General features: G+C 66.6%; 14 protein-coding genes. 7 read left to right on the forward strand and 7 right to left on the reverse strand.

Annotation, left to right across the window (positions count from 1 at the left end):
- Positions 1-85: 85 nt before the first annotated feature.
- Positions 86-655: a PTS sugar transporter subunit IIA gene (locus tag WNM05_RS01180; RefSeq protein ID WP_434631782.1), complete on the reverse strand. Its 570-nt coding sequence runs from the start codon at positions 653-655 to the stop codon at positions 86-88.
- Positions 656-748: 93 nt separating this feature from the next.
- Positions 749-1048 (reverse strand): hypothetical protein, encoded by a 300-nt coding sequence (locus WNM05_RS01185; protein WP_434631784.1) that lies wholly within the window; start codon positions 1046-1048, stop codon positions 749-751.
- A gap of 142 nt (positions 1049-1190) precedes the next feature.
- Between WNM05_RS01185 and WNM05_RS01190 the strand changes: the two genes are divergently transcribed.
- Complete coding sequence (locus WNM05_RS01190) at positions 1191-1910, forward strand: substrate-binding periplasmic protein (RefSeq protein WP_434631785.1); 720 nt, start codon at positions 1191-1193, stop codon at positions 1908-1910.
- Positions 1911-2002: 92 nt separating this feature from the next.
- Positions 2003-2362 carry an EthD family reductase gene (locus tag WNM05_RS01195; protein WP_434631787.1) on the forward strand — a complete coding sequence of 120 codons (360 nt, stop codon included), beginning with the start codon at positions 2003-2005 and terminating at the stop codon, positions 2360-2362.
- A 1-nt stretch (position 2363) separates the two neighbouring features.
- On the opposite strand, the gene WNM05_RS01200 is transcribed toward WNM05_RS01195, so the two are convergent.
- Positions 2364-3584 (reverse strand): winged helix-turn-helix domain-containing protein, encoded by a 1221-nt coding sequence (locus WNM05_RS01200; protein WP_434631789.1) that lies wholly within the window; start codon positions 3582-3584, stop codon positions 2364-2366.
- A gap of 129 nt (positions 3585-3713) precedes the next feature.
- On the opposite strand from WNM05_RS01200, the gene WNM05_RS01205 reads away from it, so the two are divergent.
- Positions 3714-4085 carry a VOC family protein gene (locus WNM05_RS01205; protein ID WP_434631790.1) on the forward strand — a complete coding sequence of 124 codons (372 nt, stop codon included), beginning with the start codon at positions 3714-3716 and terminating at the stop codon, positions 4083-4085.
- Positions 4086-4159: 74 nt separating this feature from the next.
- On the opposite strand, the gene WNM05_RS01210 is transcribed toward WNM05_RS01205, so the two are convergent.
- Positions 4160-4921: a substrate-binding periplasmic protein gene (locus WNM05_RS01210; RefSeq protein WP_434631791.1), complete on the reverse strand. Its 762-nt coding sequence runs from the start codon at positions 4919-4921 to the stop codon at positions 4160-4162.
- Between the two features lie 153 nt (positions 4922-5074).
- Entirely contained in the window at positions 5075-6481 is a 1407-nt protein-coding gene (gene pyk / locus WNM05_RS01215; protein ID WP_434631792.1) for a pyruvate kinase, read from the reverse strand.
- Between the two features lie 695 nt (positions 6482-7176).
- Here pyk and glpK point away from each other — a divergent pair.
- The 3 genes from glpK to glpD all read left to right on the forward strand — a co-directional run bounded on the left by glpK (position 7177) and on the right by glpD (position 11298).
- Positions 7177-8679: a glycerol kinase GlpK gene (gene glpK, locus WNM05_RS01220; RefSeq protein ID WP_434631793.1), complete on the forward strand. Its 1503-nt coding sequence runs from the start codon at positions 7177-7179 to the stop codon at positions 8677-8679.
- Positions 8680-8814: 135 nt separating this feature from the next.
- On the forward strand, positions 8815-9516 hold the full coding sequence (locus tag WNM05_RS01225) for an MIP/aquaporin family protein (RefSeq protein ID WP_101710191.1): 702 nt from the start codon (positions 8815-8817) through the stop codon (positions 9514-9516).
- Between the two features lie 270 nt (positions 9517-9786).
- The gene (glpD, locus tag WNM05_RS01230) at positions 9787-11298 is read left to right on the forward strand and encodes a glycerol-3-phosphate dehydrogenase (RefSeq protein WP_434631795.1); all 1512 of its coding nucleotides are present in this window, start codon (positions 9787-9789) and stop codon (positions 11296-11298) included.
- 48 nt (positions 11299-11346) lie between these two features.
- Here the strand turns inward: glpD and WNM05_RS01235 are convergent, their stop codons facing one another.
- Complete coding sequence (locus tag WNM05_RS01235; protein WP_434631797.1) at positions 11347-12285, reverse strand: YopT-type cysteine protease domain-containing protein; 939 nt, start codon at positions 12283-12285, stop codon at positions 11347-11349.
- A 252-nt stretch (positions 12286-12537) separates the two neighbouring features.
- On the opposite strand from WNM05_RS01235, the gene WNM05_RS01240 reads away from it, so the two are divergent.
- A complete protein-coding gene (locus WNM05_RS01240; RefSeq protein WP_434631799.1) occupies positions 12538-13200 on the forward strand; it encodes a B3/B4 domain-containing protein in 663 nt (220 codons plus the stop codon).
- Here WNM05_RS01240 and WNM05_RS01245 read toward each other — a convergent pair.
- Positions 13190-14812, reverse strand: coding sequence for a methyl-accepting chemotaxis protein (locus tag WNM05_RS01245; protein WP_434631801.1), 1623 nt, complete (start codon positions 14810-14812; stop codon positions 13190-13192). The genes WNM05_RS01240 and WNM05_RS01245 overlap by 11 nt on opposite strands.
- Positions 14813-14974 lie beyond the last annotated feature (162 nt).

Genomic DNA, 14974 nt, shown 5'->3' on the forward strand with positions numbered 1-14974 from the left:
AAAAATCGTCCGCAGGCTGCGCTTCCCGCCCGCCGAGGCGTCGAACCCTGTTCCAGATTGCCGGCGAAAAATCCCGGACCGGCGCTCAGAACCGGGCCACCACCTTGCGGCGTATGCTGTAGTCGGGGCGCAGGCTGGCCTCGGTATCGAGGAAGTAGCGGTTGCTGTCCAGCAGGAAGTGGGAGTCGTTGCCGGCATCCGGATCGGCCCACAGCTGAAACAGCCGGAACACCTGTTCCGGATGGTCGCAGCCGGCCAGGCTTTCGCGGAACGGCCGTTCCGCGAACATCCGCGCCGCCGCCGCCAGCAATTGCAGATGGGATTCGCGCGCGTCGTGCGGCAGCAGCAGCAACAGCAGGCTGTGCACCGGCCCGCCGTCCGGCGCGTCGAACGGCAGGGGGCGCGCCAGCCTCAGGAACAGCGCATGGGGCTCGGCGAGACCGGGGATGCGGGCGTGCGGCAGCGCCAGGCCGTGGCCCAGCGCGGTGCTGCCGGCGTGCTCGCGCGTCAACAGCGCGGTCTGCAGCGTCTGGGCGTTCAGCGCGTGGCGCTGGCCGAGCTGGCGGGCGGCATAGTCGAACAGCTGGCTTTTGCACGATATGTCCACGTCCAGCAGGATGTCGCTGCTGCGGCAAACGTCGGGCAGGGTTTGCATGGTGATGGTCTCCACAGGGAAATGACAAGACCATGCTAGGCCGCCCCGGCTAAATTGAAGCTAAAGAAACGGCGCGCCGGCGTAAAAATGACGTTAACGCTTTTCGTCCTGCGGCTTGATCGCGCTCTTCAGCGCCGAGGCCTGTTCCTTCAGCTTGTCCACCTGCTGTTTCACTTCCGGATTGTTCAGCGTGGCCGAGCCTATCTGCTTGGCGGCGCCCAGCGCGTCGCTGGCCTGCTGCTGCAGCTGGCCCAGCGGCGCACTGGCGTTCTCCACGCCCTTGTGGACGTTGCCGATGGCGGCCGAGGCCGCCTGTTGCAGCTGGGTGGTCTGTTGCTGGTCGCAGCCCGCGATGGCGAAGGCCGCGCACAAGGGGATCAGGATGGTACGCATGGATGGGTTCCGTTGCTGGGATATGACGCTTAGAGTGCGCCACCCCCCGGGCGAGTTCCGGAAAGGGGGGCGCGGCAGGCCGAAATGACACCTGTCGGACTTCGGCTATAGTGTATCGATCAGACGAAAAGGGAGGCTCGCAATGAGCATCGTGCGCGGGCGGCCCGGTCTGGCCCTGGCTGGAGGGCTGCTGTGTCTCGCGCTGGCGGACGCCGCGCCCGTCCAGACCTTGAGGCTGGTGAATCTGTCGCCGCTGGACACGCCCAATATGCTGGCGATGCGTCGAACGCTGGACGCGGTTTTCGCCGAGGCCGGACTCGGCTACACGATACAGTACCTGCCGCCGGAGCGCGCGCTGGCCGCCTTCATGGCCGGGGAGTTCGACGGCGATCCCAACCGCGGTCCGCTGTTCCGGCAATTCTTTCCCGACGCGATCCGGGTGGAGCCGCACCTGCGCACCTCGTGGTATTTCGCCGTCAGCGGCTCGCCCGGTGTCCGGCCCCGTTCCTGGGCCGATCTGCAGCGCTACCACATCGCCTTCCTGCGCGGCCTGCACGGCATCGATCTGATGACGCGCCATGTGCCCAGGCGGGAGATGCCGTCCAGCCAGGACGCCTGCATCCGTATGGCGCTGATCCGCCGCGTCGATCTTTGCATCGTCTCCAGCCCAAGCGCCGATCATTGGCCGGGGCAGGAAACATACGGCGCCGACGCCCATGCCGTGGTTTTCGAGCACCTGAACATCTATCTGTGGATGGGACCGAAACAGCGCGCCGTCGCCGACAAGCTGGGCAGGACCATGCGCGCAATGGCCGACCGCGGCGAGCTGCAAAGGCTGATGGGGCCGTACCGCGCCGATTGATCCGGAACGCGGGCCTGGCCATGATGACATTTGGTAAAACCGGCGGGCGGGAGTAATTTGGAGGTTTCCCGCTTGTACCATGGAGGCTTGCCGTGATTACCGTCAGCGTCGTCTATCCGCAGCATGCCGGTGCCCGTTTCGATTTCGACTACTACATGCAAAAACACATGCCGCTGGTGCAGCAGTTGCTGCGCGGCGCGCTGAAGGGCGTGCAGGTGGAGCGCGGCCTGTCCGGCGCCGAGCCGGGCAGCGCGCCCGGCTATGCGGCGCAGGCCCAGCTGGTGTTCGAATCGGCGGAGGCCTTCCAGCGCGCCTTCGGTCCGGTGGCGGCGCGCATCATGGACGACATTCCCAATTACACCGACATCCGGCCGGTCATCCAACTGAACGAGTTGCTGCTGCAGGAGGCGCGCCAGGCCGGCGTCAGCGGCTGGTACGCCGGGGCGCAGTAGCTCAGCCCTCCGGGCCCGAGGCGAGGCGCGCAGCGAGGTCGCCGGGCGCGGCGGTGACCGCCAGCCTGGGCGTGCCGTGCCAGGCAGCCAGCCGGCCCAAGGCGCCGGACAGGTCGTCTGCCAGCCGCTGGCTGATCCGCACGCCGGCTTCCAGGTGCAGCGACTTCACCTCGAACACCCCGCCGGCGCGGTGGGCCTTGGCGTCCAGCCGGCCGATCAGGCGGCCGCGATTCAGTATCGGCAGCGTGAAATAGCCGTAGCGGCGTTTGGGCGCCGGCGTGTAGCACTCGATCTTGTAGTCGAAGTCGAACAGTTCCAGCGCCCGCTTGCGGTCCCACACCAGCGGATCGAACGGCGACAGGATGGCGGTGTTGCCGCTGTTGAGCCTGTCTGCCTGAGCCAGTTCCAGCTCGGCGGCGAGGCTCATGTGGACGAAGGCGTCGTGGCTCCAGCCCTCCACCCGCACCGGGATCAGCTCGCCGGCGTCGGCCAGCCGGTGCAGCATCTCGCCGTAAGGCGCGCGCTTCAGCCGGTAGTAGTCGGCCACCCAGCCGGTCTTGACCAGGCCGAGCGCGCGGCAGCTGTTGCGGACCTGGCGCAGCCTCACCTCGTCCGGCGACGGCAGGTCGCGGGCGTCGTCCCAGCCGGGCAGCACCCGCTCGGCCAGATCGTAGACGCGCTGGAAGCCGCGCCTCTCCTTGACCATCAGCCGCCCCAGCGTGAACAGCGCCTCCAGGTGGCGCTTCTCCGGCTTCCAGTCCCACCAGCCGTTGCCCTTGCCGTCCCGGCGTTCGAAATCGGCCGAGCGCGCCGGGCCGTTGGCGCGGATGTGCTCGACGATGGCCTCGATGTCGGCGCGGTGCTGCTCGTACCAGCGCCGCGAAAACTTCCAGCCCATGCCCTCGGCGTCCAGCATGCGGTGGCGCAGCAGCGGGTAATCCTCGACCGGCACGAAGCAGGCTTCGTGCGCCCAGTATTCGAACAGCGCGCCGTCGGCCAGCAACTGGTCCAGCCAGGCCGGATCGTAGGCGCCGAGCCGGCTGTACAGCACCAGGTAGGGGCTGCGCGCCACCACGCTGATGGTGTCGATCTGCAGCAGCGCCATCCGGCGGATCGCCGCCAGCGCGTCGGCCTTGCTCGCCTTGCGGCGCGGGGCGGTCAACAGGCCCTGGGCGGCCAGTTGCAGGTGGCGGGCTTGCCGTAGCGACAGATGTGGCGTCATGTGTTGCGCGTCGAATGGTGGGAACGACGACTATATCAGGGTGGGGCGGCGCGGTCAGTTGTAATGCTTTTGGCATGACAGCGCGGCGGCTTTGTGGCAGTGTGGATCCCCAGACATCCGGGAGCGCGCATGATCAGCCATATCGACCACATCGTACTGACTGTCCGCGATATCGAGGCGGCGGTGGATTTCTACCGGCGCGCATTGAAGCTGGAGGCGGTGACTTTCGGCAACGGCCGCCGCGCGCTGCGTTTCGGCAATCAGAAGATCAATCTGCAGCGGCTGGGCCAGGAGACGCGCAACCACGCCGCCATCGGCAGCGGCGACCTGTGCCTGATCAGCCGCCTGCCGCTGACCGAGGTGGTCGAGCATCTGAAGCGCGAGGGCATCGCCATCGTGGAAGGGCCGGTGACGCGCAACGGCGCGATGGGGGCCATCACCTCGGTGTATTTCAACGACCCCGACGGCAATCTGGTCGAGGTCGCCACCTATAGTTTCTGACAGGCGGGCAGGTCGCCTGCTGGCTGGGCGGCGTTGCAGGAAAGGACTTTGAACAGGATCTGGGCCGCGCGGCCTCAATGCCCGGCGTTGAAAAAGCCGTGGACCAGGGCGGCGTAGCTGCCGTCCTGGCGCATGGCCTCCAGCGCCTGGTTGAAGCGTTTCAGCACGGCGCGGTTGCCGGGCTGCTTGCGCAGGGCGAGGAAGGTGGGGTTGGCGACCAGCGGTTCGGGGGCGATGGCCAGGCCCGGATAGTCGCCGCTGGCCAGTATCGCGTCCATCGCTTCACGCACGCCGAGCGCGGCGTCCAGATAGCCGCGTTCCAGCCGCTGCAGGTTCTGCCGGTCCGACTCCCCGTCGTAGGCGCTGAAGCGGCCGGCGGCGCGGGCGCGGTCGAAATCGTCGCCGTAGCTCCAGCCGGCCATCACGCCGACGCGCTTGCGATCCAGGTCGGCCAGCGCGTGGAACGGCAGCGGCCGCTGCCGCGGATAGATCACGACGATGCGTTCCAGGAACAGCGGCTGGCTGAAGTCGTACAGCTTTTCCCGGTCGCTGTTCTTGTAGATGCCGCCGACGGCCGCCTGGCCCTGGTTCAGCAGGTACAGCGCGCGGCGCCACGCCAGCGGCTGCAGCGAGACGCGCAGGCCGGCGCGTTCGCAGACGCGGCGGATCAGCAGCGGGTACAGGCCCGCCGCGCCGGCGTGGCCGGCGTACATGAACGGAGGATTGCCGGCGTCCACCGCCACCGTCAGCGCGTCGTCGGCGGCGCGGACCGGCGCGGCGAAGCAGACCAGCAGGACCATCGATAGCAAGCTGCCAAGCAGGAGACGTGCCCTCATGTTCGGTATCCGCAGGGTGTGTTTTTCAGAATAGTATCAATCGCTTGGACTAAGCGAGCGACAGGCCGACCGGGCAGGGAGGACAGGAGAGACGGGGGGCGGAAAAAAGCGCGGCGACATCCAGGGGATGCCGCCGCGCGCCGGCGATAGGACTCAGGGATAGACGATGCGCAGCAGATTGGTGGTGCCGGGGGTGCCGAAGGGCACGCCGGCGATGATCACCATCGGCTTGCCCTGTTCGGCCAGGCCGAGCTTGGTCGCGCAGAAGGTGGTCTTCACCACCATGTCCTCCAGGTTTTCCGCGTCCGGACCGTGGTAGGCCACCACGCCCCACACCAGCGACAGCCGGCGCGCGGTGGCGAGGTTGGGCGAGATGCCGAGTATCGGCGTGGACGGCCGCTCGCGCGCCAGGTACAGACAGCTGGCGCCGCTGGTGGTGAAGGCCACCGACACCGAGACCGGCAGTAGCGTCGCCACCTTGCGTACGCAGGCGGCGATGGCGTCGGTGCGGCCGGGTTCGTCGGCGGCGCTGTAATCCAGCGCCATCACCTTGCGGTAGTCCGGCGCGCTTTCGACGCGGCGGATGATGCGATCCATGATCTGCACCGCCTCCAACGGGTACTGGCCGGCGGCCGTCTCGGCCGACAGCATCACGGCGTCGGCGCCTTCGTAGACCGCGGTGGCGACGTCGTTGGCCTCGGCGCGGGTCGGCGTCGGCGCGGTGATCATCGATTCCAGCATCTGGGTGGCGACGATGACCGGTCGGCCCAGGTGGCGGCACTGGTGCACGATGCGGCGCTGGGCCACCGGCACGTCCTCGGGCGGCAGTTCCACGCCCAGGTCGCCGCGCGCCACCATCACCGCGTCGGACAAGGTGGCGATCGCTTCCAGATCGTCGACGGCCGACGGCTTCTCTATCTTGGAGACGATGCCGACGCGGCGCCCGACGATGCCGCGCAGCACCTCGACGTCGGCCGCGGTCTGCACGAAGGACATCGCCAGCCAGTCGGCGCCTTCGGCCAGCGCGAAATCGATGTCCTTGCGGTCCTTGTCGGTGATCGCGGACAGCGGCAGCACGGTGTGCGGCAGATTGAAGCCCTTGTTGCTGGACAGTTCGCCGCCGACGGCGACGCGGGTGACGATGCGACGCGCCTCCACTTGTTCCACGTGGAACGCCAGCTTGCCGTCGTTGACCAGGATGCGATGGCCCGGCTCGAGCGCGGCGAAGGCCTCGGGGTGGGGCAGCGTGGCCCGGCGCGCGTCGCCTTCGACTTCGTCCAGCACGAATTCATAGCGGTCGCCGGTTTTCACCGGGACCGGTTGCGGAAACTTGCCGATGCGCAGCTTGGGACCCTGCAGATCCACCACCACGCCCAGCGGCCGGTCCAGCGCCTGTTCGGCGTCGCGTATCGCCTGCAGGCGTGCGCGGTGATCGTCGTGGCTGCCATGGCTCATATTGAGCCGGAAGATGTTGACCCCGGAGCGGGCCAATTCCAGGATTTGTTGCGGGGTGCTGGAAGACGGCCCCAGCGTGGCGAGGATTTTGGTGTTGCGAAGCATTGATATTCCTTTGACTCTTGGCGGCCAGGTAATCAGGAGCGCGGCTCGGGAGCGCGCGGCCTTGCGCGGTCGACTCGTCGACGATGATGCCACCGCGACGCGCCGGCTTTCTTGCGCTGGGTCCAATATTGGCGTCCGGCACCCGTTCATGCTGCCATAAGCGCCGTGTAGCGGCAGCATTACGTTTGTCGGGCCGTTTGGTTGCAAAGCAACGTCCGGGCGATCGGATGCGATTGCTTGATTGATAGTCTTTGTTCGCTTGTTTTCCTATTTTTTCTTTTTCAATGATCCGGCTGTAATTCCCCTAAGTCATTGTTGCGACGCGCAATTGAGGTTTGCGGCCGGCGGAGCTCGACAAAGCCTTGCCGCGCATGACCGCGCCGCGCTCTTGCCCGCGGGTTTCTTCGGCGTCGGCGCGGTGCGGCGATCGTGTGGTGTAAAAATGTAGCGTTCTGCTACAGCATGCAATGTACTGATTAGAAACGTTTTGTTTTCGCCTGCTCGACGTTTTTCTCTTGGTTGCACTGCGGAAATCGGATTTTTTTTCCGGCGGAAGATTGACAAGGCTTGGTTCGGCAATAGAATTGTTCGCAAATAAAACGAACGTCATAAGCAAAAAAAGCAACAAACAACGCAACGTTGACCCCCCGGGGCGTTAACTAAGCCGCCTTACCGGCAATCAGGAGAAAGAAGTCATGAGCGATCAGTACGTACTGGCCCTGGACCAGGGCACCACCAGTTCCCGCGCCATCCTGTTCAATCGCAGCGGCGACATCGTGTCGTTGGCGCAGAAGGAATTCCGCCAGATCTATCCGCAACCGGGCTGGGTCGAGCACGATCCGCAGGAAATCTGGGGCGGGCAGGTCGGCGTGGCCGCGGAAGCGGTGGCCAAGGCCGGCATAGACGGTCGCAGCATCGCCGCCATCGGCATCACCAACCAGCGTGAAACCACCATCGTCTGGGACCGCGAAACCGGCCAGCCGGTGTACAACGCCATCGTCTGGCAGGACCGCCGCACCGCCGAGTTCTGCGACGAGCTGAAGGGCCGCGGCCTCGGCGAACTGATCCGCTCCAAGACCGGCCTTCTGGTCGACGCCTACTTCTCCGGCAGCAAGATCAAGTGGATCCTGGACAATGTGCCGGGCGCCCGCGACCGCGCCCGCGACGGCAAGCTGGCCTTCGGCACCGTCGACAGCTGGCTGATCTGGAACTTCACCCACGGCAAGGTGCATGTGACCGACGTGTCCAATGCCTCGCGCACCATGCTGTACAACATCCACACGCTGGAATGGGACGCCGAGCTCTTGGACGTCATGGGCATCCCGGCCTCGATGCTGCCGGAGGTGAAGAGCTCCAGCGAAGTGTACGGCCATACCCACGCCGCCCACCTCGGCGTGGAAATCCCGATCGCCGGCGTCGCCGGCGACCAGCAGGCGGCGCTGTTCGGCCAGCAATGCACGACGCCGGGCATGGTGAAGAACACCTACGGCACCGGCTGCTTCATGATGCTGAACACCGGCGAGACGCCGATCGAATCGAAGAACAATCTGCTGACCACCATCGCCTGGAAGGTCGACGGCAAGGTGCAGTACGCGCTGGAAGGCTCGATCTTCATCGGCGGCGCGGTGGTCAAATGGCTGCGCGACGGTCTGGGCATCATCCGGCATTCGGCCGACGTCGGCCCGCTGGCCCAGGAAGTGAAGGACAGCGACGGCGTCTATCTGGTGCCGGCTTTCGCCGGCCTGGGCGCGCCGCACTGGAACGCCAGCGCCCGCGGCACCATCGTCGGCGCCACGCTGGGCACCAAGGCCGCCCACATCGCCCGCGCCGCGCTGGACAGCATCGCCTACCAGACCCGCGACGTGCTGAAGGCGATGGAAGCCGACGCCAAGATGAGCATCGCCGAGCTGCGCGTCGACGGCGGCGCCACCGTCAACGAATTGCTGATGCAGTTCCAGTCCGACATCCTGGCCGTCGACGTGGTGCGTCCGAAGATCACCGAAACCACCGCGCTGGGCGCCGCCTATCTGGCCGGTCTGGCCGTCGGCTACTGGAAGAGCGTGGACGACATCCAGGGCCAGTGGCAGCTGGACCGCCGCTTCCAGCCGACGATGCCGGCCGGCGAAGTCGCCGCCAGCGTCAAGGGCTGGCAGCGCGCGGTGAACGCCGCCAAGGTGTGGGCCGACGACCAGGCCTGACGGGACGCGGCCGGATGAGCCCGACGCCGTGCGGAAACGGCGGCGTCCCGTCCCTGCCGGCCACTTCGGAGTGACGATTGCGTGAGCCGCCGCATCAGACGGCGGACGCATCCTTTACGTTGGAAAGAGACAATCATGAATCCTTTGATGGGTGAATTCATCGGCACCGCCTTGCTGGTGTTGCTGGGCAACGGCGTGGTGGCCAATGTGCTGCTGAAGAACACCAAGGGCCACGACAGCGGGCTGATCGTCGTGGCCTTCGGCTGGGCGATGGCGGTGTTCGTCGGCGTGTTCAGCGTGGCGGCGATCAGCGGCGCCCACCTGAACCCGGCGGTGTCGGTGGCGCTGGCCGTGGCCGGCAAGTTCCCGTGGGACAAGGTGCCGGGCTACGTCGCCGCGCAGATGCTGGGCGGCATGGCCGGCGCCGGCCTGATGTGGCTGATCTACCGCAAGCACTACGAGACCACCGACTGCGCCGACACCAAGCTGGCCACCTTCTGCACCGGTCCGGCGATCCGCAGCCTGCCGGGCAATCTGGTGTCCGAGATCGTCGCCACCTTCGTCCTGGTGTTCGCCATCCTGTCCATGGTGGCGCCCAAGATGTCGCTGGGCGCGATAGACGCGCTGCCGGTCGCGCTGCTGGTGCTCGGCATCGGCGTGTCTCTGGGCGGGACCACCGGCTACGCGATGAGCCCGGCGCGCGATCTGGCGCCGCGCATCATGCACGCCATCCTGCCGATTCCGGGCAAGCGCGACAGCGACTGGGGCTATGCCTGGGTGCCGGTGCTCGGCTCGCTGATCGGCGGCACGCTGGCGGCCCTGGCCTATACGCTGTAATCGGTTTTCGCGGCGCGCTTTCGGGCGCGCCGTTTTCCTTTTTCATTCGTTTTTCCTCTTCAGCGCCCGCCTGTGGCCATCCGGCTGATCTTATTGCCTTGCAAGGCGATGACTTGTCATTCCCTTCCCTCTCGACTTGACTGACTTGTTCTTTTTACCGGATGAGTGTCGTAAAAACGAAAAAATAACGAAAGAAAAATGTGTTATTCATGTTCGCTGTTAGCTATTGTGGATAGAATGGGCGACATGGATCAAAGCAAGGATCGGGCAATGGACGTATATGACTTGATGGTGATCGGCGGCGGTATCAACGGCGCCGGCATCGCGCGCGATGCCGCCGGACGCGGCCTGTCGGTAATGCTGTGCGAAAAGGACGATCTGGCTTCGCACACCTCGTCGGCCAGCACCAAGCTGATCCACGGCGGCCTGCGCTATCTGGAACATTACGAGTTCGGCCTGGTGCGCAAGGCGCTGCAGGAGCGCGAGGTGCTGCTGAAGGCGGCGCCGCACATCATCTGGCCGCTGCGTTTCGTGATGCCGCACGCGCGCGACCAGCGGCCGGAGTGGATGATACGCGCCGGCCTGTTCCTGTACGACCATCTGGCCCGACGCGAAGTGCTGCCGGGGTCGGAAACGGTCAGCTTCGCCAAACATCCGTCGGGCGGTCCGTTGCAGCAGTCGTTCAAGCGCGGCTTCGTCTATTCGGACGGCTGGGTGCAGGACGCGCGCCTGGTGGTGCTGAACGCGATGGACGCGGCAGAGAACGGAGCCAGAATCCATACCCGCACCGCCTGCGTCGCGGCGCGCCGCAACGACGGCCACTGGCTGTGCACGCTGGAGCGCGAGGACGGTAGCCGCTTCGAGGTGCGCGCGCGCGCGCTGGTCAACGCCGCCGGCCCGTGGGTGCAGAGCCTGATCGAGGACAAGCTGGCGATGCCGTCCGGCAAGTCGATCCGCCTGGTCAAGGGCAGCCACATCGTCGTGAAGAAGCTGTTCGACCATCCGTTCGCCTACATCTTCCAGAATCCGGACCAGCGCATCATCTTCGCGATCCCGTACGAGAAGGAATTCACGCTGATCGGCACCACCGACGTCGAATACCGCGGCGATCCGGGCGAAGTGGCGATAGACGGCGACGAGATCGCCTATCTGTGCCGGATGAGCAACCGCTATTTCCGCGCCCAGATCGGTCCGGACGACGTGCTGTCGACGTATTCCGGCGTGCGTCCGTTGCTGGACGACGCCTCAGACAACGCCTCCAGCGTCACCCGCGACTATTCGCTGGAGATGGATCTGGCCGGCGCGCCGCTGTTGTCGGTGTTCGGCGGCAAGATCACCACCTTCCGCAAGCTGGCGGAGGAGGCGGTGGACAAGATCGCGCCGCTGCTCGGCAACCGCAAGCCGAGCTGGACCGCCGGGGCGCCGCTGCCCGGCGGCGACATGCCCGGCGCCGATTTCGGCCGCTTCCTGCAGAGTCTGCGCATGCGCCACCCGTGGCTGCCGGCCGAGCTGGCCGAGCGCTGGGCGCGCGCCTACGGCACCCGCGTCGGCAAGCTGATCGGCGGCGCGGACAGCCTGGCCGGCCTGGGCAGGGAAGTGCTGCCGGGCTTGTACGAGGCCGAGCTCGCCTACCTGGCCGACGTCGAATGGGCGACGCGCAGCGACGACATCCTGTGGCGCCGTTCCAAGCTCAAGCTGCACCTGCCGGCCGATGCCGCCGAGGTGGTGGACGCCTGGCTGGCCGCGCGGGCGTCGGCCCGCAGCGAGGCGCTGAGCGCCTGATCCGCTGATGGCGATGAAGCCCGGCTTTGGCCGGGCTTTTTTCTTGCCTCAGCCGATGTCGGCGAGTTCGGCCAGCGCCGTCGGCCTGGGCCGGGCCGACGGATCCGGCCGCAATTCGGTCAGCATGAACGGTGGCGCGTGGCCCTCGGCCTGCAGGAAGGCGACGACGAAATCGTCGAAGCGCTCCCTGTCCCGGAAGCTGGCCATGCCGTAATTCGGCTCGAAGAAGCTGTATATGCCGCCGCGGCTGGACATCGCCATCGTATGCTCGCCGGTGCGGAATACCAGCGCGCCGTCTTCGTCGGCGGGCAGGCGCGCGCACAGCTGGCGTTCGGCGGGCGTGGCGCCGGGATGGAGGATGTCGACGCGGGCCTTGACGCCGTTGCGTCCGGCCCAGTCGTCGACCGCCAGCAGGTAGTTGAGCATGTCCTGCTTGGCGCTGCCGCTGTCGATGAAGCGGTTGAACTGGAAGTCCTGCATCTTCTTCAGCTGATTGAGCAGCGGGATGCGTGCCTGGCTGAGCGGCGACGGGACCGCGCCGTCGCGCGCGCCGCGCACCAGGCTGGCGCTGGCGGCCACCTGGCCTATCCATTGCAGCGTGCGCGCGCCGTCGCCGGTCTTCAGCTGTTCCTCGGCCCAGGCATAGGACAGGCCGTTGCATACGCCCTGCTTCATATCGCGCAATCCCAGCTTGGCCAAATCGGCGCGGCACGGCGTCAGCACCGCCTGTTTCTGATCGAAGGCCAGTTTCCGGTCGGCGCCGCCGTGGGCGTTCAGCGTCTTCTCGAACGGATTGGCCGCCAACATGCGCATGCGGTTCCACAGACTGCCGCCGCCGACGACGACCGGACGGAAGCGCGGCGCCTCGGCGGGAATATTGCCGAGGCCGTTCAGACGGTCGACCAGCGGGGACGAGGGCGCCGCTGCCGGGCCTCGGCCCGCCGAGATGGCTGCCCGCGCGACGAGCAGGGAGGAAAGACCGCGCATCGAGGACTCCTTCGTGGGGGGATGGCCCAGTGTCGGCGCTAGGGCGCGGCCGGTCTTGCAGATTTCGCCGCGGCGGATGGCGCTGTCAACCGCCCTTGCCGTGAACGACGGCATCGCGGCGGGCCGCTTTCCGCGTCCTGCATCTGCCGCAGAAAGATCGTAAACAGGTTCTAATGCCCCATTAGATATTGTCGTTTCACAGCCGGCGGCACTTTGGCTAGCATGGTCCCGATAGCGATCAACGGAGTCGATATGCGCGTGATTTTGAGCCCGGCCTTGCTGGAGGCGATGCCGGAAATGGAAGTGAGCGGGCTGCTGGCCCTGGACCTCGATGCCGCCGCGCTGCCGGCGCGGCCGCCGGCGTTGCCGGAGACGGCGCAGGATCCGGATGCGCTGCTGCAGGACTGGAAGCGGCTTTACAAGGCGTTGCCCGGCGACAAAAAGGCGCGCTGCTCGCTGGAATACCTGGTCAAGGCGGCGCAGAAGGACAAGCTGCGCAGCATCCTGCCGCTGGTGGACCTGTACAACCAGGCTTCGCTGATCAGTCTGGCGCCGTTCGGCGGCGAGGACGTGGACAGGCTGGGCGCCGGGCTGCTGCTGGACCTGGCGCGCGGCGACGAGGTCTTCCTGCCATTGGGGGGCGGGGAGCCGCAAACGCCGCTGCCGGGCGAGGCCGTGTGGCTGAACGGCGCGCGCGAGGTTGTGTGCCGCTGCCTGAACTGGCTGGAATCGGACCGCTTCAAGTTGACGGAGGGCAGCCGCAACGCGGTTTTCGTCAGCGAGCGGCCGGGCGCCGGCTTCCCGTCCGGCGAGCCCGGCATCGACTGGCTGGCGGAGCGGCTGCGGCCGCATGCCGGCCGGCTGGTCCGTTTCCGGCTGTGCGCCATGGAGCCGGTCTTCGACGCTACAGCCTGAACTGGCCGACCATGGTCTGCATCTGTTCGGCCAGGCCGCTGAGGCTGGCGACCATGCCGCGCAGGTCGTTGGTGGCCTGGGAGTTGTCGGCGACCATCTGCGCCACCGTCTCAATGCGGTGGGCGATGCTGTTGCAGGCGGCCTTCTGCTCGGCGATGGCGTCGCGGATTTCGCCGACACCGTTGCTGGCTTCGTGCACGCTGTCGCTGGCGGCGCTCAGATTGGCCAGCACCGATTCTATGGTGTCGCGGCTTTGCTGGGTGGAGACGATGCCGTTCTGCACCGAGCTGCCCACCGCCTGCGCGTCCTGGCTCAGCCGGGTGGTGACGTCCTTGATCTCGCTGGCGGCCTTGGCCGAGTTTTCCGCCAGCTTGCGCACCTCGTCGGCCACGACGGCGAAGCCGCGACCGGCCTCGCCGGCGCGCGCCGCCTCTATCGCCGCGTTCAGCGCCAACAGATTGGTCTGCTCGGCGATCTCCTTGATCTGGCCTGTCAGCTGATTGATGGCCTGAGTGCTGTTCTGGAACGCCTGCGACGCGTTGTCGACCTTGCCCATCACCGCGTCCATCACCTGGGCCTGCTGTTGCAGCTTGGCCATTTCGTCGAGGCCGGCGCGGGTCTGCTCGGCGCTGGCGGCCGAATCGTCGCTGATCGCGGCGGTCTGGTTGGCGATGGTGTCTATGCTGGTGGCCATCTGCTCCACCGAGGCGGCGTTGCTGGCGATCGAGTCGTTCTGCGTCTCGGCGCTCTGGGCCAGCAGATGGGCGGCCCGGCTCAGCTCCTGGCTGGTGTGGCTGACTTCGGAGGCGGCGGCGCTCAGTTTGCCGATCAGCGCGCCCAGATTGGCGCGCACCGCCTCGCCGCAGGCGGCGATCTGGCCGATCTCGTCCATCTTGTCGTGATGCAGCGGGTGGGTGAAGTCGCCCTGGCGCAGGCGGTCCAGCTCTTCGACCAGCCGGCGGGTGCGCAGGATCAGCGTGTGCTTGATGTAGTACAGGAAGAAGGTCATCCCCAGCAGCGCGCCGAGTGCCATCGCGACGCCGGCGCGCCACAGCGCGCTGTCGGCGCCCTGTTCCGCGGCGGCGGCGGTGGCGGCGGCGCGCTTGTCCAGCAGCTCGCTGACCTGGGTCAGCAATTCGGTCGGCGGCCTGTCCATGCCGGCCACCTGCTTGTCGCCGGCCTTGAAATCGGCGCCGGCCTGCCGGTAGGCGTCCAGTCCCTTGCGGTAATCGTCGCCCATCTTCTGGTGGGCGGCGACGAACTGCCGCAACAGCCGTTGCGCGTCGGGATCGCCGACCGAGGCCGCCAGCCGGTTGCCCTCGTCGCGAACCTGCTGCTCGCGTTGCTGGAAATTGCCCCAGTATTTGGCCTGCTTGGCCGGATCCTGGCCGCGCAGCAGCGTGTCCTTCCATTCCTGTACCTGCTTTTTGAAGTCCACCTGCATCGTCAGCACCTGACGCACGCTCTGCTGGTCGGCGCCGACCTGGTCGCGGAAGGCGCGGATGCCGCCCCACAGCTGGACCAGCGAGAACACGGCGGTGGCCAGCAGAATGGCGATCACCAGACCGACCAGGGCGGCCAGCTGTCTGGCCAGCGAGGAATGGCGGCTCATGCGAACTCCCGACAAGACGATTCTGTTCTAGTTGTAGGGTAGTTCGAGATGTCTTACGAATATTTACCTATTTATTTCAATCACTTCCCACCAATCGGACAGTGGGATGCGGACTGGGGGGCAGGCTGTGGATAAGTTCGCACAAAGCGGATCGCTGTGGAT

Source organism: Chromobacterium sp. CV08, from assembly GCF_051129845.1.
Classification (GTDB): Bacteria; Pseudomonadota; Gammaproteobacteria; order Burkholderiales; family Chromobacteriaceae; genus Chromobacterium.